This window comes from Rhizobacter sp. P2_G4 (assembly GCF_056403575.1).
Genome location: NZ_JBFUFG010000001.1, coordinates 1,245,071 through 1,267,243, shown reverse-complemented (window position 1 = coordinate 1,267,243; position 22,173 = coordinate 1,245,071). Strand labels below are relative to the sequence as shown.

The window sequence follows — 22,173 nt, the reverse complement described above, 5'->3', positions numbered from 1 at the left end:
CCACGGGAGGGATGAGGAACCAGCGGCATGACGCACATTGCCTCCATCAGCTTTGCCAAGGCAGCCGCGTGTGCCACGTTCGCCTTCGGTGCGGGCGCCGCCGCAGCGGCACCGCTGTGTGACAAGTCGCAGATCCGCCTCGTCAACTCGATGCGCGAGATCGCGCAGCCCTATCACGCCAACCTCGACAAGGGCGGCCGCCTGTTTGCCAAGTGGGCCGGCATCGAACCGTCGCGCTACGTGCTGCAGCTCAACCAGGGCGACTCCGACAAGCAGGTCGCGCTGATGCGGGGCCTGCTCACCGCCCAGCCGAAATGCACGGTCTTCAACGTGGAGCCGAATGCTGACCTGGTGATCAAGCCGATGGTCAACGTGGCCAACCGATCGGGTGCCTGGATCGTCTCGCACTGGGCCCACAACGAAGGCTTTCACCCGTTCGACGGCAACGACCAGTGGATCGCCCACGTGGCCATCGACAGCCTCGACGCGGGCGTGTCCATCTCGAAGAGCCTGGCCGATGCGATGGGTGGCCAGGGCGGCATCGTGGCGCTGCAAGGCAGGCTCGACACCGACCCCGCGCGTAAGCGCTTCGCCGGCCTGCAGCAGGTGCTGAAAGACAAGCCCGGCATCAAGCTGCTAGACCAGCAGACCGCCAACTGGGACCGCACCGCCGCCTTCCCCGTGATGCAGACCTGGCTCGCCAAGTACGGCAAGCAGATCACCGCGGTCTGGGCCGCGAATGACGACATGGCGCTCGGTGCCCTCGAAGCGCTGCGTGCTGCGGGTCTGGCTGGCAAGATTCCAGTCGTCGGCGTCGACGGCATCCCGGAGGCGATCGACGCCATCGCCAAGGGCGAGATGGTCGCCACCGTGTCGAGCGATGCGTACTACCAGGGCAGCATCGGTTTCGCGATGGGCGTGTGCGTGCTCACCGGCCAGGCGCCGCTGCCCAAGGCCTGGGCCAAGGAGAAGCGCGAGTTCTATCTCAAGCTTCAGGTCATCACGAAAGACAACGTGGCGCAGTTCCGCGGCGAGCCGCAAGAGTCTGCCTATGCCAAGGAATGGGACTGCGCCAACCTGTGGAGCCGCTCTACGGGGAAGGCGTTTTGACGTCGGAAGGTGTGAATGAATCCGGCGTGCCCGAGCAGGCCGCCAGAATGGGCCCAATCAAGGCGCAAAGCGCAGCCGTAGCTCGGGCTACGGCGAGCATTTGCAACGCCGAGTGGGCGCGTTATGGCGGCATGAGCGGGCAGGCTGGGTTCGTTCGCACCTTCCCAGCCCGGCTGCGCCGGTGGGGTCCCTTCGCCGCGCTGCTGCTGCTGTGCGCCGGCTTCGCAATTGCCGAGCCGCGCTTCGCGACGCTGGAAAACGCGCTCGTCATTGCCGACCGCTGCGCCGTGCCACTGATCCTGTCGGTGGGCATGACCTTCGTCGTGCTTCAAGGCTCGATCGACCTCTCGATAGAGGGCGTGATGGCGGCCAGCTCGCTGGTGCTCGCGCTGCTCGTGGTCAATACCCGAACCGGGCTCGATCTCGGCGTGCTCGGCCTCGCACTCGCGCTGCTGCCCGGCCTGTGTGCGGGGCTGTTGAGCGGGGTGGTGGTGTCGCGCTTCCGGGTGCCCTCGTTCATGGCGACGCTGGGCGCCTGGTCGGCATTCCTCGGGTTGGCGATGCTCTTGTCCGGCGGCCAGCCGCCGCTCATTCGCGATGCGGCGCTGCGTGCCTTCGGCCTGGGTCGCTCGCTGGGCTTGCCGAACCTGGTGTGGGTGGCGCTCGCGGTGCTGGCGCTCGGCGTGCTGCTGCAGCACTGGACGCGCTTCGGCCGCTACAGCCTCGCCATCGGCGGCGGTGAAGACGTGGCCCGGCGCTCCGGGGTACCCGTCACCCGCTACAAGGTGTTGGCCTTTGCCTTCTGCGCCCTGCTCGCCGCGCTGGGCGGGGTGCTGGAGTCGACACGCATCGGCCTGGGCCACGTCGACATCGGCCTCGGTCAGATGTTCGCCACCGTCACCGCGGTGGTGATCGGCGGCACCTCGCTCAGCGGCGGGCGTGGTGGCGTGCTGCAGTCGGCAGTGGGCGCGCTCATGCTGGCCGTGTTGGCCAACGGCATGATCTTCGTCGGCATCTCGCCACACATCCAGAAATCGGTGCAGGGCGCGATCATCTTGTCGGCCTCGCTGTTGGCGACCTGGCACCTGCGCAGCCGGCTGCGGGTCGTCACATGAGCGAGGTCGTGCTACGCGTGGATGGCCTGCGCAAGCGCTTCGGTGCCACCACGGCGCTCGACGGCGTGTGCATGGAGCTGCGCGCGCATGAGGTGCTGGGTCTGGTGGGCGAGAACGGCGCAGGCAAGTCGACGCTGATCACTGTGCTGGCCGGACTGTGTCTACCCGACGAGGGGAGCGTCGTGGTGCGCGGCCGTGCGATCAAGCTCGGCAGCGAGCGCGCGGCGGCCGCGGCCGGCATCGGCCGGGTGGGCCAGGAGCCGTCTGTGCTGCCCAACCTGAGCGTGGCCGAGAACATCCTGCTCGGCCATGAAGGCGCTGCGCTGCGGGGCATCTTCTACGACTGGCGCCGGCTGAACGCATTGGCCGCCGCGCAGCTGGCCAAGCTCGGCAAATTGGGAGAAGGCATCTCGCCGTCGGCGCCGACCGACACACTCTCGTTCGCCGAGCGGCAGATGGCGGAGCTGGCCAAGACGCTCGCGATCGAAGAGCGCACGCCGCACGAGCCGGTGATCCTGCTCGACGAGCCAACCTCCATGCTCGATGCCGGGCAGATCGACGCCGTGCTCGCCCTGATCGAACGCTTGCGCGAACGGGCCAGCGTCGTTTTCGTGTCGCACCGGCTCGACGAGGTGCTGCGCGTGTGCGACCGCATCTGCGTGATGCGCGATGGCCGCGTGGTCGCGCAGCGTGATCGCGCGGGCTGCAGCGTGGCCGAGCTGCGGCAGTTGATGCTGGGGCGCGACGCGGGCACCGAACACAGCCCGCCCACCGCCGCATCCGAATCAGCGAGTGCAGCAGCGCACTGCCTGGCAGTGCGTGCGCTCAGCCGCGCGCGCAGCTACCAGGCCGTTAGCTTCGAACTGCTGGCGGGCCAGGTGCTGGGCATCGCCGGCGCCGAGGCCTCCGGACGCGAGAGCCTGTGCCGCACGCTCTTCGGTGCCGAAGCACCCGACAGCGGTGAGATGCTGCTCGGCGGTCAGGCGGTGCACTTGGCCGGGCCGGCCGATGCCGTGGAGCGGGGTATCGGCTACGTGCCAGCCGAACGCCGCGCCGAGGGCCTCGTCGCCGGCATGGGCGTGCGCGAGAACATGACGCTGGCGCAGCTGGGTGCGCTGTGCCGCGGCCCGGTGATCGCGTTCGCACGCGAGCGCGCCCTGGTGACGCGCTGGATCGAGCGGCTGCGCATCCGGCCCGGTGCCCCAGACACACCGGCCCAGCACCTGAGCGGCGGCAACCAGCAAAAGGTGGTGCTCGCGAAATGGATGATTGCGCGCAAGCCCGTGCTGCTGATCCTCGACCGCCCCTTGCGCGGGCTCGACGTGGCGGCCCGCGCCGAGATGATTCCCTTGATCCGTGAACTCGCGGCCGGCGGCATCGCCATCGTGCTCGTGGCCGACACGCTCGACGAACTGCTCGCGTTAAGCGACGACATCCTGGTGATGAAAGACGGTGCCGTGTCGGGCCGCTTCCCTGCGTCGGCCGCCAAGCCGACTGAACTGCAGGTTCTGGAATGCATGGTGTGAGCATGTCGACACCACCGCTCTCACGCCAGGCTTTCGCGCCCTTCATGCCGTTGCTGGCACTGCTGGCCTTGCTGGGTGCGGTGGGCGTGGCCGCACCGTCGTTCTTGTCGGTCGACAGCCTGGCCGTGCTGGCCGACGAGTCGAGCGTGATCCTGCTGCTGGCCACGGCGCAGACGCTGGTGATCCTGCTGGGCGGCATCGACCTCTCGATGGCGGCGCTTGCCGCGCTGGCGTCGGTGCTGATCGCGCTGTCGCTGCCGGGCCTGGGCTGGGTCGGCGTGATGGGCACGCTTGCACTGACGACGCTGCTGGGTGCCTTTCAAGGCTTCGTGCATGCGCGGGCGCAGCTGCCGTCGGTCATCGTCACGCTCGCGGGTCTGGGCATCTGGTCGGGCGTGGCGCTGGCGATTGCGCAAGCCACCATTCCGGTCACCGAAGGCCATGCCACGGTCGCGTGGCTGGAGGGCAGCAGCCTCGGGGTACCGCACGCGTTCGCATTCGCTGCTGCTGCGCTGGGGGCGCTGGCGGCGGCTTTGCGCTGGCTTCCGCTCGGCCGCTACATCCGAGCGATCGGCCTCAATCCGCAGGTCGCGCTGCTGAGCGGCGTGCGGGTCTGGCGGGTGAAGCTCATCGTGTTCGCGCTGACGGGCCTGTTCTCCGGGCTGGCGGGCATGCTGATGGTGGCGCGCACCTACAGCGGCAGCCCGACCGCGGCCGACAGCCTGCTGCTGCCAAGCATTGCGGCCGTGCTGATCGGCGGCACCGCCATGACGGGTGGCGTGGGTGGGCTTGCGCGCACGCTGATCGGCACGCTCGCGATCACCGTGCTGCGGGTGGGCATTGCCGCCGCGGGCGTGGACCCTGCCTTCGAGCCGATCGCCTACGGTGTGCTGGTGGTGATCGTGGTCGCGTTGACGACCGACCGCTCCGGGGTGTCGATCGCGAAGTAGCCCGTCATCGGGCCGTCGCGCCCGGCAGTGCGGCGAGCAAGGCCTGCGTGCAGGCGTGGGCCGGCGTGCGCAGCACCGTGTCGGTGGGCCCGTGTTCGACGATGCGACCGGCCTGCATCACCGCGACCTCGTCGCACAAATGTTCGACCACGGCGAGGTCGTGGCTGATGAACAGGTAGGCAATGCCGAACTGCTGCTGCAGGTCCTGCATGAGGTTGAGCACTTGCGCTTGCACCGACACATCGAGCGCGCTCAGCGGCTCGTCGGCCACGATCAGCTGCGGGCGCGTGATGAGCGCACGTGCGATGGCGATGCGCTGCCGTTGGCCGCCGGAGAACTCGTGCGGGTACTTGTCGGCATCGGCGGCACGCAGGCCCACCGCGTCGAGGGCTTCGGCGACGCGTCGCGCATCGGGTGCCAGCAGCGGCTCGGCCACGATGCGGCCGATGCGCTGGCGCGGGTCGAGCGAGCCGTACGGGTCCTGGAACACCATCTGGAAACCGGCACGCGCTTCGCGCAGTGCTTGTGGTGACAACGCGTGAAGGTCCTTCCCGTTCATCAGCACGCGGCCGCTGCTCGGACGCTCCAGCGCCATCACGAGGCGGGCGAGTGTCGACTTGCCGGAGCCCGATTCGCCGACGATGCCGAGGCTGCGGCCGGCCTGCAGCGTGAAGCTCACGTCGTGCAACGCCTGCACCACCGGCGCAGCGTGAAAGAGACTCTCTCGCGGCAGGCGGTACTGCTTGCCGAGCTGGTCGACCTGCAACAAAGGCGCGCTCATGTCACTGCATCCAGCCGGATGCAGCGTGCGTCATGCGCTGCGCCCACGGGCATCGGCGCTGGCAGGGCCTGGCGGCACGCATCGACGACCCACGCGCAGCGGTCGGCGAACGGGCAGCCCGCGGGCAAGTCGATGAGTTCGGGCACGCGGCCCGGAATGGTCGGCAGCCGCTGGCCGCGCCCGGCGCCGAGCCGTGGCCGTGCGCCGAACAGCCCGCGTGTGTAGGGGTGGGCTCGCTGCGCGAACACCCGCTCGGTCGGGCCTTCTTCGATCACCGTGCCGCCGTACATCACCAGCAGGCGCTTCACGCGCTGGGCCATCACGTCGAGGTTGTGGCTGATGAGCAGCAAGGCCATGCCGCTGTCGGCGACCAACTCGGCGATGAGGTCGAGGATCTCGCGCTGGATCGTCATGTCGAGCGCGGTGGTGGGCTCGTCGGCGATCAGCAGGTCGGGGCCGCAGGCGAGCGCTGCCGCGATCATCACGCGCTGGCGCTGGCCGCCTGAGAGCTGGTGCGGGTAGGCGTCGAGCCGCTGCGCTGCCTGCGGCATGTGCACGCGGTCGAGCAGGCGCAGCGCTTCGGCGCGCGCGGCCGGCACACCGAGGCCGCGGTGCTGGCGCAGCGGCTCGGCGATCTGGCGACCGACGGTGTGCAAGGGGTTCAGCGCCGTCATCGGCTCCTGGAAGACCATGCCGATGCGGTTGCCACGCAGCTCGCACATCGCGTCGTCCGCCAGGCCGACCAGCTCGCGGCCCTGGAAACGGATGCTGCCGCGGGTGCGGGCGCCATCCGGCAGCAGGCCCATCACGGCCAGCGCCGTCATCGACTTGCCGCAGCCGCTCTCGCCGACCAGGCCCAGTGTCTCGCCACGTGCCAGCGTGAAGCCCACGCCGCGCAGCGCGTCGGTCGGGCCGCTCGCCGTGTCGAGGCCGACACGGAGGTCACTGACGGCGAGCAGATCGCTCATCCCTTGGCCTGCAACAGGTCGAGGTAGGCGACGTCGATGAGCTGGTCGGCAGCAATGCCGAGCCGGGCCATCAGCGCGTGCGCTTCGGCCACGCCGTCTTGCATCGCATCGTCGTCGGCCAGCACGACTTCGAGCTCCATGAAATCACCCAGGCCTTCGACGCGGTCGAGATGGATGCGCGTGCGGCCGGCGAGCAGCAAGGTGCGCAGCTTGCGCACGCGCCCGATCTGGCCGTGCGCGAGCGTGAGCGCCTCGCGAAGCGTGTCGGGCGAGGCGGTGGGCGACAGCACGTAGAACGAGGTCTTGGGCCCGGCCTGGTCGGGCCGCTCGTAGTAGATGAGCTCGCCACGGCCGTCGGCGAAGGCACGCAGCTTGAGCCGGCCCTTCGCTGCGTTGAAGAAGGTGTCGTCTTGCGCGATCAGCTGCGGCTCGCCGTCGGCCAGCGGGCGGGCCAATGCCAGCGTGGCGTCGATGTCCGCGAGGCGGGCCTTGATTTCGATGTTGCGTGCCATGGTGTCAGCGGGTTCGTGAAAGTTTCGGGTCGAGCAGGTCGCGCAGGCCGTCGCCCATCAGGTTGAGGCCCAGCACGCTGAGCGCGATGGCGAGGCCGGGGTAGATGGCGAGCTGTGGCGCCTGGAAGATCATCGTCTGCGCTTCGTTCAGCATGCGGCCCCAGCTCGGTTGTGGCGGTTGCGTGCCGAGGCCCAAATAGCTCAGCGCCGCCTCGGCAAGGATGGCCACCGCGAACTGGATCGTCGCCTGCACGATCAGCACGCTCGCGATGTTGGGCAGCACATGGGCGATGGTGATGTGCCACGCGCCCTTGCCGCAAGCGCGCGAAGCCAGCACGTAGTCACGCGCCCACACGCCCAGTGCCGCGGCGCGCGTGATGCGTGCGAACACGGGGATGTTGAAGATGCCGATGGCCACCACCGAGGTAACCAGCCCCGGGCCGTGGATCGCGGTGAGCATGATGGCGGTGAGCAGCGCCGGAAAGGCGAAGGTGAAGTCGGCCGCGCGCATCAGCAGCTCGTCGACCCAGCCGCGGCGCGCGGCGGCCAGCAGCCCGGCCGCAACGCCCACACCGAGGCCGATGCCCACGGCGATCAGGCCCACGGCAATGGCGTTGCGCGAGCCGACGATAAGCAGCGAGACGATGTCGCGCCCCAGGCTGTCGGTGCCCAGCCAGTGGCTGGCGTTCGGCAAAAGCAGCTTGTTCGGCACGTCGATCTCGGTGGCGGCATGCGGCGTCCACAGCAGCGAAAGCGCGGCGGTGGCGAGCAGCAGCATCACCAGCACGCCGCCGATGGCGAAGCTGCGGTGGCGCAGTGCCCTGCGTGCAAAGCTCATGCGGCACCCACCTTCAAACGCGGGTCGATCGCCACGTAAAGCAGGTCGACGATGAAGTTGATGGCGATCACCGTGGCCGCCATCAGCATCACCACGTTCTGCACGACGACGATGTCGCGGTTGGAGATGGCCTGGAACACCAGCAGGCCGACGCCGGGCAGCGTGAACACCTTCTCGATCACCACCGTGCCCGTCAACAGGCTCGCGAACTGCAGTCCCATCACCGTGAGCACCGGGATCATCGCGTTGCGCAGCACGTGGCGCCACAGCACGGCACGCCGGCTCAGGCCGCGGGCGCGGGCGGTGCGCACGAAGTCTTCGCGCAGCACCTCGAGCACCGCCGAGCGGGTGATGCGCGCGAGGATGGCGGCCTGCACCACGGCCAGCGCGACGGTGGGCAGCACCAGCGCCTTCAGGCCTTGCACGATGCCCTCGTCCCAGCCGGGGAAGCCGCCGGCCGAGAACCAGTGCAGCTTCACTGAGAACAGGAGGATCAGCAGGATGGCGAGCCAGAAGCTCGGCACCGCGATGCCGAGCTGGCTCGCGGCCATCACGCCCACGTCACCGAGCTGGTTGTGCCGCGAGGCGGCGTAGAGCCCGAAGCCGAGCGCGAGCACGGTGGTCAGCGCCATCGCCATCAAGGCGAGCGGCACGGTGACGCCCAGGCGCTCGACGATGAGTTCGCGCACCGGCGTGTCGTACGCGACGCTCATGCCCATGTCGCCGCCCAGCAGCCCGCCGACCCAATGCAGATAACGGTGCCAGGCCGGCTGGTCGAGCCCGAGCTTGTGCGTGAGCGCGGCCACGGCTTCGGGCGAGGCGGTCTCGCCCAGCATCACTTCGACCACCGTACCGGGCAGCAGCACCAGCACCGCAAAAATCACCAGCGAGGCGGCGACCAGCGTGGCGATGAAGGCGGCAAAGCGCTTGAGGAGAAAGAGGCTGATGACCGACTCCGGCAAAAGGCGACGCCGCGCATCATGAACGGAAACTGAGACTAGCTTTTGGCGGGAGCCGTCTTTGGCACGGCCAGCCCGGCGAGGTACGCGTCGAGCACCTGCTTGCCGACCTTCACCAGATCGAAGGCCTTCGGGTCGAGCATCCAGTTCTGGATCAGCCCGTCGATCAGCGCGAAGACGCCCAGCGCCGCGGCACGCGCCGGGATGCGGCGGGAGAGCTGGCCTCGCTGCATGGCCAGTTTGATGCCGCGCTCCGAATGCAGCAGGCACTCGTCACGCGTGGTGAGGTGGCGGTCGCGCACGGCCGTGAGTTCACCGACGTATTCGACCTTGTGGGTGGCGATCTCGAACACCCGACGGACCTGAGGGTTGTTCGCCGTCATTTGCAAGGCATCGACGAAGTTGGCCATCATGTACGCCACCGGGTCGGCCAGCGCCGGGTCGTCGGCGCATTTGGCGGTTTCTTCCAGCGGCAGTGTCACGCGCTTCATCATCGCGTTGAAGAGGTCGGCCTTGTCCTTGAAGTGCCAGTAGATGGCACCTCGCGTCAGCCCGGCCGCCTGGGCGATGTCGTGCAGCGAGGTGCCCGACACGCCGTGCTCGTGAAAGAGCAGCTCGGCAGTGTCGAGGATGAGCGAGCGGGTGGCCTGGGCCTCTTCCTTCGTGCGGCGAACCATGTCGTTCTGCAGTTGTCAATTTACATTCATTATCGTATGTATACTAACCTGACCCGCTTGCCATCCGGTCGTACCCCGACTGCGGCGCAAGCCCATACCTAAATCCGGCGCCCTGATAGGCGCATGCCCGAAGGAATTCGCATGCCTGCGATGAATCAAGCTTTGCCCGTGGCTTTCGCATCCCGTGCCGGCCACCGACTCTGGTGGTGCCTGCTGCCGATCGCGGCACTGGTGCTTGCCGCTTGCGGCCAGAAAGACGGCGCACAAGCGGCCGCTGGTGGCGGTGCACCGCCACCAGCCGAGGTGGGCGTGATCACCGTGGCACCGCGTTCACTGGGCGTGACGACCGACCTGCCCGGCCGGCTCGAAGCCTCGCGTGTCGCGCAGGTTCGCGCACGCGCCGCCGGCATCCTGAAGCAGCGCCTGTTCAAGGAAGGCAGCGACGTGAAGGCTGGCCAGCCGCTGTTCCAGATAGACCCGGCGCCTTACCAGGCGCAGTACGCCAGCGCCCAGGCAGCGCTCGCAAAGGCGCAGGCCAATGTCGCGCAGGCCACCGCGCAGGCCGAGCGCTACAAGCCGCTGCTCGATGCCAACGCCATCAGCAAGCAGGACTACATCAACGCCGTGGCCGCGCAGAAGCAGGCCGAGGCCGACGTTGCCTCAGGCAAGGCCGCTGCGCAGATCGCGCAGATCAACCTCGGTTATGCGGCGGTCACCTCGCCCATCTCGGGCCGCATCGGCCGCGCGCTGGTGACCGAAGGCGCGCTGGTCGGCCAGGGTGAAGCCACCCAGCTCGCCGTGGTGCAGCAGATCAACCCGATGTACGTCAACTTCACGCAGTCGACCACCGAGGTGCTGCGCTTGCGCAAGGCCATCGAGAGCGGCAAGTTCAAGCAGGCAGCCGGCCCCGGCTCGGCCAGCGTGCGCGTCGTGCTCGAAGACGGCAGCCAGTACCCGCAGCCCGGCAAGCTCCTGTTCTCCGACCTGACAGTCGACGCGACCTCGGGCCAGATCACGCTGCGCGCCGAAGTGCCCAACCCGAACGGCATCCTGCTGCCCGGCATGTACGTGCGCGTGCTGATCGAGCAGGCCGAAGCCAATGACGCGATCACGCTGCCGCAGCAAGCCGTCACGCGCGGTGCCACCGGCGACACGGTGATGGTGGTCAGCGCCGACGGCAAGGTGGCACCGCGGCCAGTGAAGGTGGGCACGGCGCAAGACGGCCAGTGGCTGGTGCTCGATGGCCTGAAGACAGGCGAACAAGTCATGGTCGACGGCTTCCAGAAACTGCGCGGCAACGCGCCGGTGAAGGCGGTTCCTTGGCAACCCGCTGGTGCGTCTGGCGCGGCGGCATCGGCCCCGGCCGCAGCGGCACCGGCCTCGCAAGCGGCGTCGGCCAAGTAAGGAACGCACGCCATGGCCCAGTTTTTCATTGATCGACCCATCTTCGCGTGGGTGATCGCGCTGTTCATCGTCGTGCTCGGCGGCGTCTCGGTGACGCAGCTGCCGGTCGCGCAGTACCCGTCGGTGGCGCCGCCATCGATCGTGCTGACCGCCACCTACCCCGGCGCCTCGGCGCAGACGCTGGAAGACAGCGTGATCAGCGTCATCGAGCAGGAGATGAACGGCTCGCCCGGCCTGATCTACATGGAGTCGGTCAGCCAGGCCAATGGCGTAGGTTCGATCACGCTGACCTTCGAGTCGGGCACCGATGCGGCGCTTGCGCAGGTGGACGTGCAGAACCGGCTGAGCCGCGCGTCGCCGCGCCTGCCGGCCGCGGTGACGCAGCAGGGCGTGCGCGTCGACAAGGCGCGTGCGAACTTCCTGCTGTTCACGATCCTGTCTTCCGACAACCCGGCGTATGACCCGGTGGCGCTGGGCGACTACGCCTCGCGCAACGTGCTGCCTGAAATCCAGCGCATCCCTGGCGTCGGCCAGGCGCAGCTCTTCGGCACCGAGCGCGCCATGCGCATCTGGATCGACCCGGCCAAGCTGGTCGGCTTCAACCTGACGCCGAACGACGTCAACACCGCGATCCGTGCACAGAACGCCCAGGTGTCTTCGGGCACGATCGGCGACCTGCCCATCGTGCAGGGCCAGACCATCAGCGCCACCGTCGTCGTGACCGGTCAGCTGACAACCGTGGAGCAGTTCGGCAACATCCTGCTGCGTGCCAACACCGACGGCTCCGCCGTGCGGCTCCGCGACGTGGCTCGCATCGAGCTCGGCGCGCAAAGCTATGGCACCTCGGCGCGCCTCAACGGCAACCCGTCGACCGGCATCGGCGTGCAGCTCTCGCCCACCGGCAATGCGCTGGCCACCGCCACCGCGGTCCACAAGCGCATGGACGAGCTGTCGAAGTACTTCCCGCAAGGCGTGAAGTACGACATCCCGTACGACAGCTCCAAGTTCGTCAAGATCTCCATCAGCCAGGTGGTCGAGACGCTGATCGAAGCCGTGGTGCTGGTGTTCCTGGTGATGTATCTCTTCCTGCAGAACATCCGCTACACGCTGATCCCCACCGTCGTGGTGCCGGTCGCGCTGATGGGTGCCTTCGGGATGATGTTCGCCTTCGGCTTCTCGATCAACGTGCTGACGATGTTCGCGATGGTGCTGGCGGTCGGCATCCTGGTCGACGATGCGATCGTCGTGATCGAGAACGTCGAGCGCATCATGAGCGAAGAGGGCTTGTCGCCACGCGACGCGACCCGCAAGGCGATGGGGCAGATCACCGCCGCGCTGATCGGCATCACGGTCACGCTGGTCTCGGTGTTCGTGCCGATGGCCTTCTTCTCGGGCTCGGTGGGCAATATCTACCGCCAGTTCTCGCTGGTGATGGTGAGCTCCATGCTGTTCTCTGTGTTCCTCGCGCTGTCGCTCACACCAGCGCTGTGCGCCACCTTCCTGAAGCCGGTCGAGGCCGGCCACAAGCACGCAGCCACGGGCTTCTTCGGCTGGTTCAACCGCGGCTTCACCCGCACGGCCAAGAACTACGAAGGCTGGGTCGCCAGCATGCTGAAGCGCACGGGCCGCTTCATGGTTCTCTTCGTCGCCATCGTGGCGGTGGTAGGCCTGATGTACACACGCCTGCCGGCCTCGTTCCTGCCGAACGAAGACCAGGGCTACATCATCGCCAACGTGCAGCTGCCGCCGGGCGCCACACAAGAGCGCACGCTCGAGGTCATGAAGCAGGCCGAAGGCTTCTTCCTGAAGCAGCCCGAGGTCGACAAGATGGTCAGCGTGCTGGGCTTCAGCTTCTCGGGCAGCGGGCAGAACGCGGCGCTGGCCTTCATTCCGCTGAAGCACTGGGACGAACGCAAGGGCGCAGAGCACTCGGCCCAGGCACTGGCCGGCCGTGGCTTCGGTGCACTGATGGGCGTGCGCGATGCGTTCATCTTCGCGCTCAGCCCGCCGGCCATCCCTGAGCTGGGCACGGCGACCGGCTTCACCTTCCGCCTGCAAGACCGCGGCGGCAACGGCCACGCGGCGCTGCTGGCGGCACGCAACCAGATGCTGGGCATGGCCGGGCAGAGCAAGATCCTCGCGGGCGTGCGGCCCGACGGCCTCGAAGATGCGCCGCAGCTGCAGATCGACATCGACCGCGACCGCGCCAGTGCGCTCGGCGTGGGCTTCGACAGCATCAACAGCGCGCTCTCGACGGCGCTCGGCTCGACCTACGTCAACGACTTCCCGAACGCCGGGCGCCTGCAGCGCGTGGTGGTGCAGGCCGATGCACCGCAGCGCATGCAGCCAGATCACCTGATGAAGATCAACGTGCTGAACAACCAGGGCAAGCTGGTGCCGCTGTCGGCGATCGCGACCACGCGCTGGATCACCGGGCCGATGATGACGGTGCGCTACAACGGCTATCCGACGATGCGCCTGGCCGGTGACGCCGCGCCTGGCTTCAGCACCGGTGACGCGATGGCCGAGATGGAAAGGCTCGCCGGCCAGCTGCCTGCAGGTTTTGCCTACGAGTGGACCGGCCAGTCGCGTGAAGAGCGGCTCTCGGGTTCGCAGGCGACGATCCTGGTGGTGTTCTCGCTGCTGGCGGTGTTCCTCTGCCTGGCGGCGCTGTACGAGAGCTGGTCGATCCCGGTCTCGGTGCTGCTGGTGGTGCCACTCGGCGTCCTGGGGGTGGTGATCGGCGCATCGATGCGCGGCCTGCCGAATGACGTGTTCTTCAAGGTGGGCCTGATCGCGGTGATCGGCTTGTCGGCGAAGAACGCCATCCTGATCATCGAGTTCGCGAAAGACCTGCATGCGCAGGGCAAGGGCTTGATCGAGGCGACGCTGGAGGCCTGCCACCTGCGCTTCCGCCCGATCCTGATGACCTCGTTCGCGTTCATCCTGGGTGTGCTGCCGCTGGCCCTGTCGACCGGCGCCGGCTCCGCCAGCCAGCGCGCGATCGGTACCGGTGTGGTCGGCGGCATGTTCACCGCGACCGTGCTGGCCGTGTTCTTCGTGCCGGTGTTCTTTGTCGCGGTGCGCAAGCTCTTCAAGGGAAGCGAACGGCAGCGCCAGATGTATGCGCATGAACTCAAAGCGCATGAACTCAAAGAAAAAGGGAGCGCACCATGACCAAGCGATCGCTCAAGCTCGCTGCCCTGCCGCTTGCTTTGCTGGCGGCGGCCGGCTGTACCAACCTGGCACCAAAGTACGAACGCCCGGCTGCACCGGTGGCGCCGGCCTTCAGCGCCGACGCCGGTGCGGCAGGCCAGGTGCAGGCCAGCAGCATCGACTGGCAGAGCTACTTTGCCGACGAGCGGCTGAAGCGGCTGATCGGCGTGGCGCTGACCAACAACCGCGACCTGCGCGTGTCCGTGCTCAACATCGAACAGGCGCGTGCCACCTACGGCATCCGGCGCGCCGACCGGTTCCCCACCGTGAATGCCGGCGCCACCGCCACCGCGCAGCCCGAAACCGCCACGACGCCGGCGCGGCTCTACACCGTGGGGCTCTCGGTCTCGGCCTATGAGCTCGACTTGTTCGGCCGCGTGCACAACCTGAGCGAAGCGGCGTTTGCGCAGTACCTCGCCACTGAAGAAGGCCGCAAGGCGGCTCAAATCTCGCTCATCTCGGCCGTGGCCAATGCCTACTTGACGCTGATCGCCGACGACGAACTGCTCGGCCTGACGCGCGAGACGCTGAAGACGCGTGAAGAGTCGTACTCGCTGTCGAAGCTCAAGTTCGAGAATGGTGCGGCCTCCGAGATCGACTTCCGGCTGACCGAGTCGCTGCTCGAGTCGGCGCGTGCCTCGCTCGCACAGTTCACGCGCCAGCGCGCGCAAGACGAAAACGCACTGGTGCTGCTGCTGGGCCAGGGCCTGCCGTCTGACTTGCCACCGCCCCTGGCGATGAGCGAGCAACGCCTGGCCACCGACCTGCCGGTCGGCCTGCCGTCCGAGGTGCTGGCGCGCCGGCCCGACGTGCTGCAAGCCGAGCAGCAGCTGATCGCCGCCAACGCCAACATCGGCGCTGCGCGGGCCAACTTCTTCCCGCGCATCACGCTGACGGGGAGCGTCGGCACGGCCAGCACCGAACTGAACGGCCTGTTCAAGAGCGGTTCGTCGGCCTGGACCTTCGCCCCGCAGATCGTGCTGCCCATCTTCGACGCCGGCCGCAACAAGGCCAACCTCGAGGTCTCCAAGGTCAACCGCGACATCGCGGTCGCGCAGTACGAGAAGGCGATCCAGAGCGCCTTCCGCGAGGTGCAGGACGCCCTCGCCGGCCGCGCCACGCTGGGCGAGCAGGCACGCGCTCAGCTCGCACAGACCAACGCCGAGCAGGTGCGCTTCAAGCTCGCCGATCTGCGCTACCGGAACGGGGCCTCGAGCTACCTCGACGTGCTGGACGCGCAGCGCTCGCTGTTCACTGCGCAGCAGGGCCTGGTTCAAGTGCAGGCGCAGCAGGTGCAGAACCTGGTGACGCTGTACAAGGTGCTGGGCGGCGGCTGGACGGAGCCGCAGGCGGCGAAGTAAAGCGCGCCGCCGCCCAGTCGGCGGCGCCCTCTCGATCCATGCGAGACTGCCTCGACAACTCGGGGCATGTGTCGACGCGGCGATGTCGCGAAGCTCGACCGGGCCTCACGCCACTGTGACACGCCAACGCGCCTTCGCCCTCACCTTGCTCGCGATGCTGGCGTTCGCCGGCAACTCGCTGCTGTGCCGGCTCGCGCTGCGGCACACGCACATCGACGCCGCGAGCTTCACCGGCATCCGCATCGCCTCGGGTGCCATGGTCTTGGCGTTGATCCTTCGCTGGCGCGGTGGGCCGCATGGCTTGGCCGGGAGCTGGCCATCTGCGATGGCGCTGTTCATCTACGCGGCCACGTTCTCGTTTTCGTACGTGAGCCTCACCGCCGCCACCGGCGCCTTGCTGCTCTTCGGTTCGGTGCAGGCCACGATGATCAGTGTCGGCCTCTGGCGAGGCGAGCGGCTGAATGGCTGGCGCTCGTTCGGACTCTTGATGGCAGGGGCCGGGTTGGTCGGCCTGCTGTTGCCGGGCTTGTCGGCTCCGCCGCTCACCGGCTCGCTGCTGATGCTGGTCGCCGGGCTCGCATGGGGCGTGTACTCGCTGCGCGGCAAGGCAAGCGGCGACCCATTGGCGGTGACTGCGGGCAACTTCATCCGTGCTGTCGTGCTGGCCGTGGCCCTGTGTGCCGCCATGCTGCCGCGGGCGTCGCTCGACCTGAACGGGGCGCTGTATGCCCTGGCATCGGGCGCGCTCGCCTCAGGGGTGGGCTACGCCATTTGGTACACCGCGCTGCCCCACCTCAAGGTCACCAGCGCCGCGACAGTGCAGTTGAGCGTCCCAGTGATGGCCGCGCTGGGCGGCGTGGCGTTTCTCGACGAGACGCTCGACGCCAGGCTGCTGTTCTCGTCGGCCGCGGTCCTGGGTGGGATCGCGCTGGTGCTGACCCGAAGCGACAGCAAAAAACAGGGCGGTTCGATTCGATAACAGGTCGACGCTTGCGGCTGTTTGGTTCGATGAGCGTCACGGTCGCGACTCAGTGGAATCCTAGAATCCGTTCCCTCATTGCCCATGCGGTGCCTGACAGGCCACGCCACTCACCCCCGCTTCCCCATGACTTCGCGATTCATTCTGCTCGGCCTGCTGCTGGGCATTCACACTTCCTTCGTTCACGCTGGCGACATTCGCGGTGCGGGTGCGACCTTTCCTTCGGACGTCTACAAGGGCTGGGCGGTGGCCTACGAGAAGGAGCGTGGCGGCAAGGTGAGCTACCTGCCGACCGGCTCGGGCGACGGCATCAAACGCATCATCGCGCGGCAGGTGGATTTCGGCGGCTCCGACTCGCCGCTCAACGCCGCCGACCTCGACAAGAACAAGCTGGTGCAGTTTCCAACCGCTGTCGGCGGCATCGTGCCGGTCGTGAACCTGCGCGGCATCGCCAGCAACCAGCTGCGCCTGAGCGGCGAGTTGCTGGCCGACATCATGAGCGGAGAGATCACGCGCTGGGACGACAAGCGCATCGCAGCGATCAACCCCGGCACAGCGCTGCCCGCCACGGCCATCGTGCGCATCGTTCGTGCCGAACGCTCGGGTTCGACCGACGCGTTCACCCGGTATCTGTCGGCGATGTCGCCAGCATGGAAAGCCGGCATCGGCCACGGCCAGTCGGTGAAGTGGCCTGACGCACCGGTCGCGGCCGAAGGCAACGATGGCGTGGTGAAGGCGATCCAGAGCACGCAAGGCGCCATCGGCTACGTGTCCTACGACCGGGTCACACAGCACAAGCTCGTCGGCGTGATGTTGCGCAACCGCGATGGCAGCTTCGTCGCCGCGGCGGAAGACGGCTTCAAGTCGGCGGTGGTCGCATCCGACCTGAACAAGAAGGGCGACGAGACCGCGTCACTGCTGGACCAACCCGGCCCGCTGAGCTGGCCCATCACCGTCACGACCTATGTGCTTGTCGATGCCCAACCCAAGACGGCCGAAGGCGCGAAACACGCGCTGCAGTTCCTGTACTGGACCTTCTTGAAAGGCGATGCGCTGCTGCGCTCCACCGGCTTCACGCCGTTGCCGGTGGCCATCCAGGCGCGGCTGATCTCCCGTTTCCAGAAGATTCAGCCGTTGGATGGCCAGCCGCTGAATTTCTACCTGAACTGATTCGCTTCGAGGACGGTCTGCACCACACCGTCCACATCGGTCTGCCCGAACCAGACGGCGGTGACGTCGCCCGATGGGTCGATCGCCGTCTCCGGCGAGTTGGCCGAAACCGCCACGCCACTGGCAGGCGTGTCGATGGCGACTGGCTTGTGCCACTGGCCGGTGAGCACCTTGTACTGAATGGCCGTGGCGCGATGGGTGCTGTCCGGCGCGAAGACGACCACGACATTGCCGACCACGTCGACCGTGACCGACAAGTTGCCGGAGCCGCCGTCCATGCCAACGGGCGTGACCGCGCGTGGTGCCGACCATGAAACGCTGTTGGGCCGCAACCTCGCGCTGTACAAGCCACCGTTCTGCAACCACACGACGGTCGCATGGCCGCATGCATCAACAGCCAGCGCGGGGCGCGATGCGCCGGCCGGGTCGGTGCCGGCCCGGTCGAGCCGCACAGGCGCGGACCATGCTCCCGCCGCATGGTCGTAGCGCGCGGCTTCGATGCCTGGCGGCACACCGCCACCGAAGTCATGGGCCCATGCCATCGTGACCAAGCCCGCGCCGTCGATGCCCATCGAGAAAGCGTCGAAGCTGCCGGTCACGGGCCGGCTCGCGACGGGTACCGCGTCGCTCCAGGTCCCTGCGGCCACGTCGTAGCGGGCAGAGTAGATGGCCGGTTCGAGGTCGTCACCACCTTGCACCCACGCGGCCGTGAGGTTGCCCTTGGCGTCGACCAGCAGATTCTGGTTGCTCACCGCATCGCCGACGACCAGATGGTCGATGGCCTGCGGGCTGCTCCACGACATCAGCCCGTCGGTAGAGCGCGTGGCATAGAGCCGTGAGTATGTCGAGGTCACCAGGGTGACGTTGCCCTTGGCGTCCACGGCAGGAACGGCTACCAGGGGGTCGGCCCCGAACTCCACGGCAACGGGGTTCACCGGCTCGCTCCAGGAGCCGGTGGCAGCGACGTAATGCGCCAGCCGAATGCTGACCCGGCTGAAGGCGTATTCCGTCCAGCACAGATACGCATCACCGCCCGGTCCAGTAACGAGTTTGAAGGAACTCATGAAGCCCGATGAAAAGGCGGTGTAGATGGTCGCTGGGGCGCTCCACTTGCCGGTCTTGGCGTCCAGGCGCGTAGCGAACACGGTGTCGGCGCCGCCGACTGGGCGGTGCCACACCGCGATCACATTGCCTTTCGTGTCGGCCACCACGCTGGGTCGGGCGTCGGGGTCGAAGTCGGCCAGGGTGTCGATTGGTGTCGCCTTGGCAGCCCAGCGTTGCGGCGCGGTGATGAAGCTGCGCCAGAAGGGCAGGCCCAAGGCGTGGCCCGCCATGTCGGTGACGCTCGACGAAATCTGCAGCGTGTAAGTGCTGTCGCCCGGCAGGCCAGGTGCACCGGGCGCAAGCTCGAGCTCGTTGCCGTTCACCGCCAAGGTGGTGGCGATGGTGTTGCCTTCGGGGCCGATCAGCTTCACGTTCAGGTCGTTGACAGTGGAAGGCTCAGCCTCGCCGCTGAACTTCACCGCCATCACGCCCTTGCGCTCGACGTCGGTCATGCCTTCTGCCGGCGTGCCGGTGAGCACCGAGAACGCCGAAGCTTGCGGCGGGTTCCCGCTCTCATCCTCCGTGCTCCCGTCCCCTCCACCGCCGCCGCAACCGGCCAAGACCGATACCGCGCAGGTCAGCACCAGGCCGGACAAGCGCTGGCGCAGATGGCCGTGGGGATGAATGGAAGTCAGACCGGGAAAACTTGCCATGGCAGGCTCCGCTTACCGAACCGCGCGCAATCGCCGGTTGAGCATGGATTCGGTGTGATGAAGCTGATTGACCGACATCAGCCGTGCACTTGCGAGCAGGCTGAAGTCGGCGCTAACCACGTCGGCGGCGACGGCCGGCGTGTAGTAATAAACGATGTCGGATTTGAGCTGGCCGCTGCGGTCGGTGACCACGCGGTGGATGCATCGATGGCCCTCGGCCGGGCCGCTTCCTTGCAGAAGACGCAGGCTCATCTCGCCGCCGTCGCCCTGCTCGGCACGGTGCTCGCGAACGACAGTGGCGTCTTCGTATTCGTTCATCGGCTCTTGTCTCCGGACGAGCTCGGCGTGGACTGACGCAGCGCTGCCACGATGGCGTGCAGGCGTTGCTGCTGGGCAAACGTCGTGCCGCTCTGCCTCAGCGCGGCCGCGAACCAAGCGTCGCGCTGGGCGGCCGGATCGCGCACCTGCGGCGCGCGGCCCTCGAGCGTGTCTTTCAACGCACGCAGCTTCAGGTCCCGGCGCGCGGCCTGAAGCTCGGGCGAGGCCGGCAGGTCGAACGCGGCCTCCAGTTGCAGCAGCAGGTCATCGAAAGCCGGAGCCGCCAGCGGCCCGGACGTGGGCGCCGCTGACCAGCGTTGTGCCAAGGGCTTGTCCCATCCCGCGGGCACGGGCGCCACTGCGGCCCAGCGGTCGGCTCCATCGCTGGCTTCGGTGGCGGCGGATTCACGCTCTTCGCAAAGAGCGAGCTTGGCCAGCAGTGCGTCGCATTGAGCTTGCCAGCGCTTGCGCGCGCTGTCGGCAACAGCTTGCGCGAGCGCTGCGCGGGCTTCGCGGAAACGGGTTTCCAGCGAGTTGACTGCTGCGCGCGGCACCTCGACCACCTGGCGCCATTCGCGGTCGGCCTCGGCCAACGCACGCTGCATCTCGGCCACCGGCGTCGCATCGAGGTCGATGGCGGACAGGCGCGCCAACAGCGCCTCGCGTGCCGCGAGGTTGCTGGCCAGTTCGGCATCGCGTGCGCTGAAGGCGGCTTCGCGCTGCGCGAACACGGCATCAGTCGCCGCCTTGAAGCGGGCCCACAGGGCGCCTTCGACCGGGCGTGCCAGCGGCAGCGTGCGCGCATGCTGCTGCCACTCGGCCTGCAGCTCGCGCACGCGGGGAATCGCATCGCGTGATGCAGGGTTGCGGCCGAGCTCCTGCACCAGCGCTTCGGCACGGGCGACGAGCTGCTCGCGCTGCGACGTGGCGGTGCGGCGCGCCTCTTCGATCGGTGCCTCGATGCGTGCGACGCTGCTGCTCAGCCGCTTCTGCAGCGAGCTTCTTGCACCTGGCGGCACGGTGTGCTCCAGCGGCCCCAGCTGGCGCCAAGCCAGCTGGAAGTTGCCTAGCGCCCGCAGCTGCTCCTTGCGGTGTGCAGCCAGTTCGTCGGGGCTCAACGATTCGTCGGCATCGGGCAAGGCATCGAGGGTGGCGAGCAGCGCCTCGCGCGCCTGCAGGTTCTCCTGGCGCGCGGCTTTCTGCACCGCCTGTTGTGCGGCGATGGGCTGGTACGCGGTCTGCAGCGCAGCATCGAACCGGCTCCACAGCGCCTGGTTGGCGGTGGTCGAGCCGAGGCGATCAACTTCCTTCCAGCGCGAGCGCAGCGACTGGATGCTGTCCGCGTGCGTCTTGAGTCGCAGCTTGGGCGCGTTGGCAGCCTCGGGGTCTGCCGCGGCGAGCGTGGCGCGAGCAAGCACCTCGGCCTCGGCCACCAAGCTCTCGAGCGCACGCGCGCCACCCCACTTCTGCCACGCCTTCAAGCGCCCGCGTTCGGCGTGCAAAGCCTGCTGCCGCGCACGCAGGCTGTCGCTGAGCTTCGCCCCGTTCGCGGCCTCGAGTGCGGCGTCCAGCGCCTGAAGCTGCTGTTGCATGTCGCTCAGCTGGCCTTCGGCGAGGGCTGCCTCAGCCTGGGCCAGCAGCGCTTCGATCTGTGCACGCTGTTCGGTGCTGAGATTGGGTCTCGGAGCCGGTGGCTCAGCCGCGGCGGTTGATGTTTCGGGTTCAGCGCTCGCCGGTTCGACGACAGCAAGCGCGGCCAGCCGGGCCTCTTCCTCGGCTTGGGCTGCTGCTTGCGCCGCAGCCTCCGCCGCTTCTTGGGCCTGTTTCGCTTCGGCGATCTGGCGCTGCTGCGCCTGCTGTTGTTCGCCCTGCTCGCGCAGCAAGGTGTTGAGGCGCTCCTGCCATTGCGCGAACTCGGCCACCTGAGCTTCGGTCAGCAGCGTCGCATCGAGCGCTTGCCAGTCGCGGTCGATGGCGACGAGGCGGTTGGCCGGCAGCGGCACTTCGTCGGCCAGTTCGGCCGCGGCTTCGATCACCGACTGGGCGCCTGCGCGGGCTTCGCGCTGCGCCACGGCAGCCACCAAGCGGCGCTTGGCGGCGCGATGCACGCGGCTGTCTTGAGTGCGCATTTCGCGCTCGGCCTGCTTGAGTGACTCTTCGCTCACCAGACCCTCGACCGCTGCGAGCTTGACCTCCCACGTCGGTGCTGTTTGCGTGATCAGCAGCAGCGCAGCATCGTCACCCTGCGCCTGCTGCAGGCGAGGCGCCCACTCGGCGCGGGCTTCTCCGGCCAGTGCGGCCCGGTCCGGTGCGGCCGGCGCCAGGGGCGCCGAAGGAGTGGCGGCGACGTCGTCGCGTTTCTTGAATAGCCGGCTCAGCATCAGGGCAGGATCAGGTCAGGTGGAAGGAACTAAAGAGAAGAAGCAGGCACGCGGTGGCGCGCGCGACGGAGTGTAGGCCGCACAGGCCCGTCGAACAGCCCAGGAGACCCCCTGGGTCGGGTGTCGAAATAGCGCTTCTCAATGCATCAAC

Annotated in this window: 18 protein-coding genes; 9 read left to right on the top strand and 9 right to left on the bottom strand. The window is 68.0% G+C overall.

All coding sequences use genetic code 11. The features are described 5' to 3' along the window. The first annotated feature begins 27 nt into the window (after nt 1-27). From AC1DYS_RS05940 to AC1DYS_RS05925, 4 genes are read left to right on the top strand one after another with little or no spacing between them, the layout of a single operon-like run. Entirely contained in the window at nt 28-1,110 is a 1,083-nt protein-coding gene (locus tag AC1DYS_RS05940) for a sugar ABC transporter substrate-binding protein (protein ID WP_477896973.1), read from the top strand. Nucleotides 1,111-1,157: 47 nt separating this feature from the next. Then, nucleotides 1,158-2,225, top strand: a complete 1,068-nt coding sequence (locus AC1DYS_RS05935) for an ABC transporter permease (protein ID WP_477896971.1) — start codon at nt 1,158-1,160, stop codon at nt 2,223-2,225. Continuing rightward, the gene (locus tag AC1DYS_RS05930) at nt 2,222-3,751 is read left to right on the top strand and encodes a sugar ABC transporter ATP-binding protein (protein WP_477896969.1); all 1,530 of its coding nucleotides are present in this window, start codon (nt 2,222-2,224) and stop codon (nt 3,749-3,751) included. Before AC1DYS_RS05935 ends, AC1DYS_RS05930 begins: the two co-directional genes overlap by 4 nt. Nucleotides 3,752-3,753: 2 nt before the next feature. Next, nucleotides 3,754-4,701, top strand: a complete 948-nt coding sequence (locus AC1DYS_RS05925) for an ABC transporter permease (protein WP_477896967.1) — start codon at nt 3,754-3,756, stop codon at nt 4,699-4,701. Between the two features lie 4 nt (nt 4,702-4,705). Here AC1DYS_RS05925 and AC1DYS_RS05920 read toward each other — a convergent pair whose 3' ends face one another. Genes AC1DYS_RS05920 through AC1DYS_RS05895 form a run of 6 tightly spaced genes read right to left on the bottom strand, consistent with a single transcriptional unit; the run spans nt 4,706 to nt 9,436 of the window. Then, the gene (locus tag AC1DYS_RS05920; protein ID WP_477896965.1) at nt 4,706-5,482 is read right to left on the bottom strand and encodes an ATP-binding cassette domain-containing protein; all 777 of its coding nucleotides are present in this window, start codon (nt 5,480-5,482) and stop codon (nt 4,706-4,708) included. Continuing rightward, complete coding sequence (locus tag AC1DYS_RS05915; RefSeq protein ID WP_477896963.1) at nt 5,479-6,450, bottom strand: ABC transporter ATP-binding protein; 972 nt, start codon at nt 6,448-6,450, stop codon at nt 5,479-5,481. The genes AC1DYS_RS05920 and AC1DYS_RS05915 overlap by 4 nt, the downstream gene beginning before the upstream one ends. Continuing rightward, nucleotides 6,447-6,962, bottom strand: coding sequence for a class IV adenylate cyclase (locus AC1DYS_RS05910; RefSeq protein WP_477896961.1), 516 nt, complete (start codon nt 6,960-6,962; stop codon nt 6,447-6,449). Before AC1DYS_RS05910 ends, AC1DYS_RS05915 begins: the two co-directional genes overlap by 4 nt. Nucleotides 6,963-6,966: 4 nt before the next feature. Continuing rightward, entirely contained in the window at nt 6,967-7,800 is an 834-nt protein-coding gene (locus AC1DYS_RS05905; RefSeq protein WP_477896959.1) for an ABC transporter permease, read from the bottom strand. Continuing rightward, nucleotides 7,797-8,747, bottom strand: coding sequence for an ABC transporter permease (locus tag AC1DYS_RS05900; RefSeq protein ID WP_477897294.1), 951 nt, complete (start codon nt 8,745-8,747; stop codon nt 7,797-7,799). Before AC1DYS_RS05900 ends, AC1DYS_RS05905 begins: the two co-directional genes overlap by 4 nt. Nucleotides 8,748-8,797: 50 nt before the next feature. Next, a complete protein-coding gene (locus AC1DYS_RS05895; RefSeq protein ID WP_477896957.1) occupies nt 8,798-9,436 on the bottom strand; it encodes a TetR family transcriptional regulator in 639 nt (212 codons plus the stop codon). A gap of 141 nt (nt 9,437-9,577) precedes the next feature. Here AC1DYS_RS05895 and AC1DYS_RS05890 point away from each other — a divergent pair, with 141 nt between their 5' ends. From AC1DYS_RS05890 to pstS, 5 genes are all read left to right on the top strand, one after another. After that, on the top strand, nt 9,578-10,840 hold the full coding sequence (locus AC1DYS_RS05890) for an efflux RND transporter periplasmic adaptor subunit (protein ID WP_047487359.1): 1,263 nt from the start codon (nt 9,578-9,580) through the stop codon (nt 10,838-10,840). 12 nt (nt 10,841-10,852) lie between these two features. Further along, nucleotides 10,853-14,017 (top strand): efflux RND transporter permease subunit, encoded by a 3,165-nt coding sequence (locus AC1DYS_RS05885; RefSeq protein ID WP_047487362.1) that lies wholly within the window; start codon nt 10,853-10,855, stop codon nt 14,015-14,017. Further along, complete coding sequence (locus AC1DYS_RS05880; RefSeq protein ID WP_477896954.1) at nt 14,014-15,417, top strand: efflux transporter outer membrane subunit; 1,404 nt, start codon at nt 14,014-14,016, stop codon at nt 15,415-15,417. Before AC1DYS_RS05885 ends, AC1DYS_RS05880 begins: the two co-directional genes overlap by 4 nt. Nucleotides 15,418-15,532: 115 nt before the next feature. Continuing rightward, nucleotides 15,533-16,396, top strand: coding sequence for a DMT family transporter (locus AC1DYS_RS05875; RefSeq protein WP_477896952.1), 864 nt, complete (start codon nt 15,533-15,535; stop codon nt 16,394-16,396). A 126-nt stretch (nt 16,397-16,522) separates the two neighbouring features. After that, on the top strand, nt 16,523-17,566 hold the full coding sequence (gene pstS / locus AC1DYS_RS05870) for a phosphate ABC transporter substrate-binding protein PstS (protein WP_477896950.1): 1,044 nt from the start codon (nt 16,523-16,525) through the stop codon (nt 17,564-17,566). Here pstS and AC1DYS_RS05865 read toward each other — a convergent pair. Genes AC1DYS_RS05865 through AC1DYS_RS05855 form a run of 3 tightly spaced genes read right to left on the bottom strand, consistent with a single transcriptional unit; the run spans nt 17,554 to nt 22,022 of the window. Then, on the bottom strand, nt 17,554-19,323 hold the full coding sequence (locus AC1DYS_RS05865; protein ID WP_477896948.1) for an Ig-like domain-containing domain: 1,770 nt from the start codon (nt 19,321-19,323) through the stop codon (nt 17,554-17,556). The two genes, pstS and AC1DYS_RS05865, sit on opposite strands and share 13 nt — an antisense overlap. Nucleotides 19,324-19,335: 12 nt before the next feature. Beyond that, entirely contained in the window at nt 19,336-19,641 is a 306-nt protein-coding gene (locus AC1DYS_RS05860) for a hypothetical protein (RefSeq protein WP_477896946.1), read from the bottom strand. Continuing rightward, nucleotides 19,638-22,022, bottom strand: coding sequence for a DUF349 domain-containing protein (locus tag AC1DYS_RS05855; RefSeq protein ID WP_477896944.1), 2,385 nt, complete (start codon nt 22,020-22,022; stop codon nt 19,638-19,640). The genes AC1DYS_RS05860 and AC1DYS_RS05855 overlap by 4 nt, the downstream gene beginning before the upstream one ends. Nucleotides 22,023-22,173 lie beyond the last annotated feature (151 nt).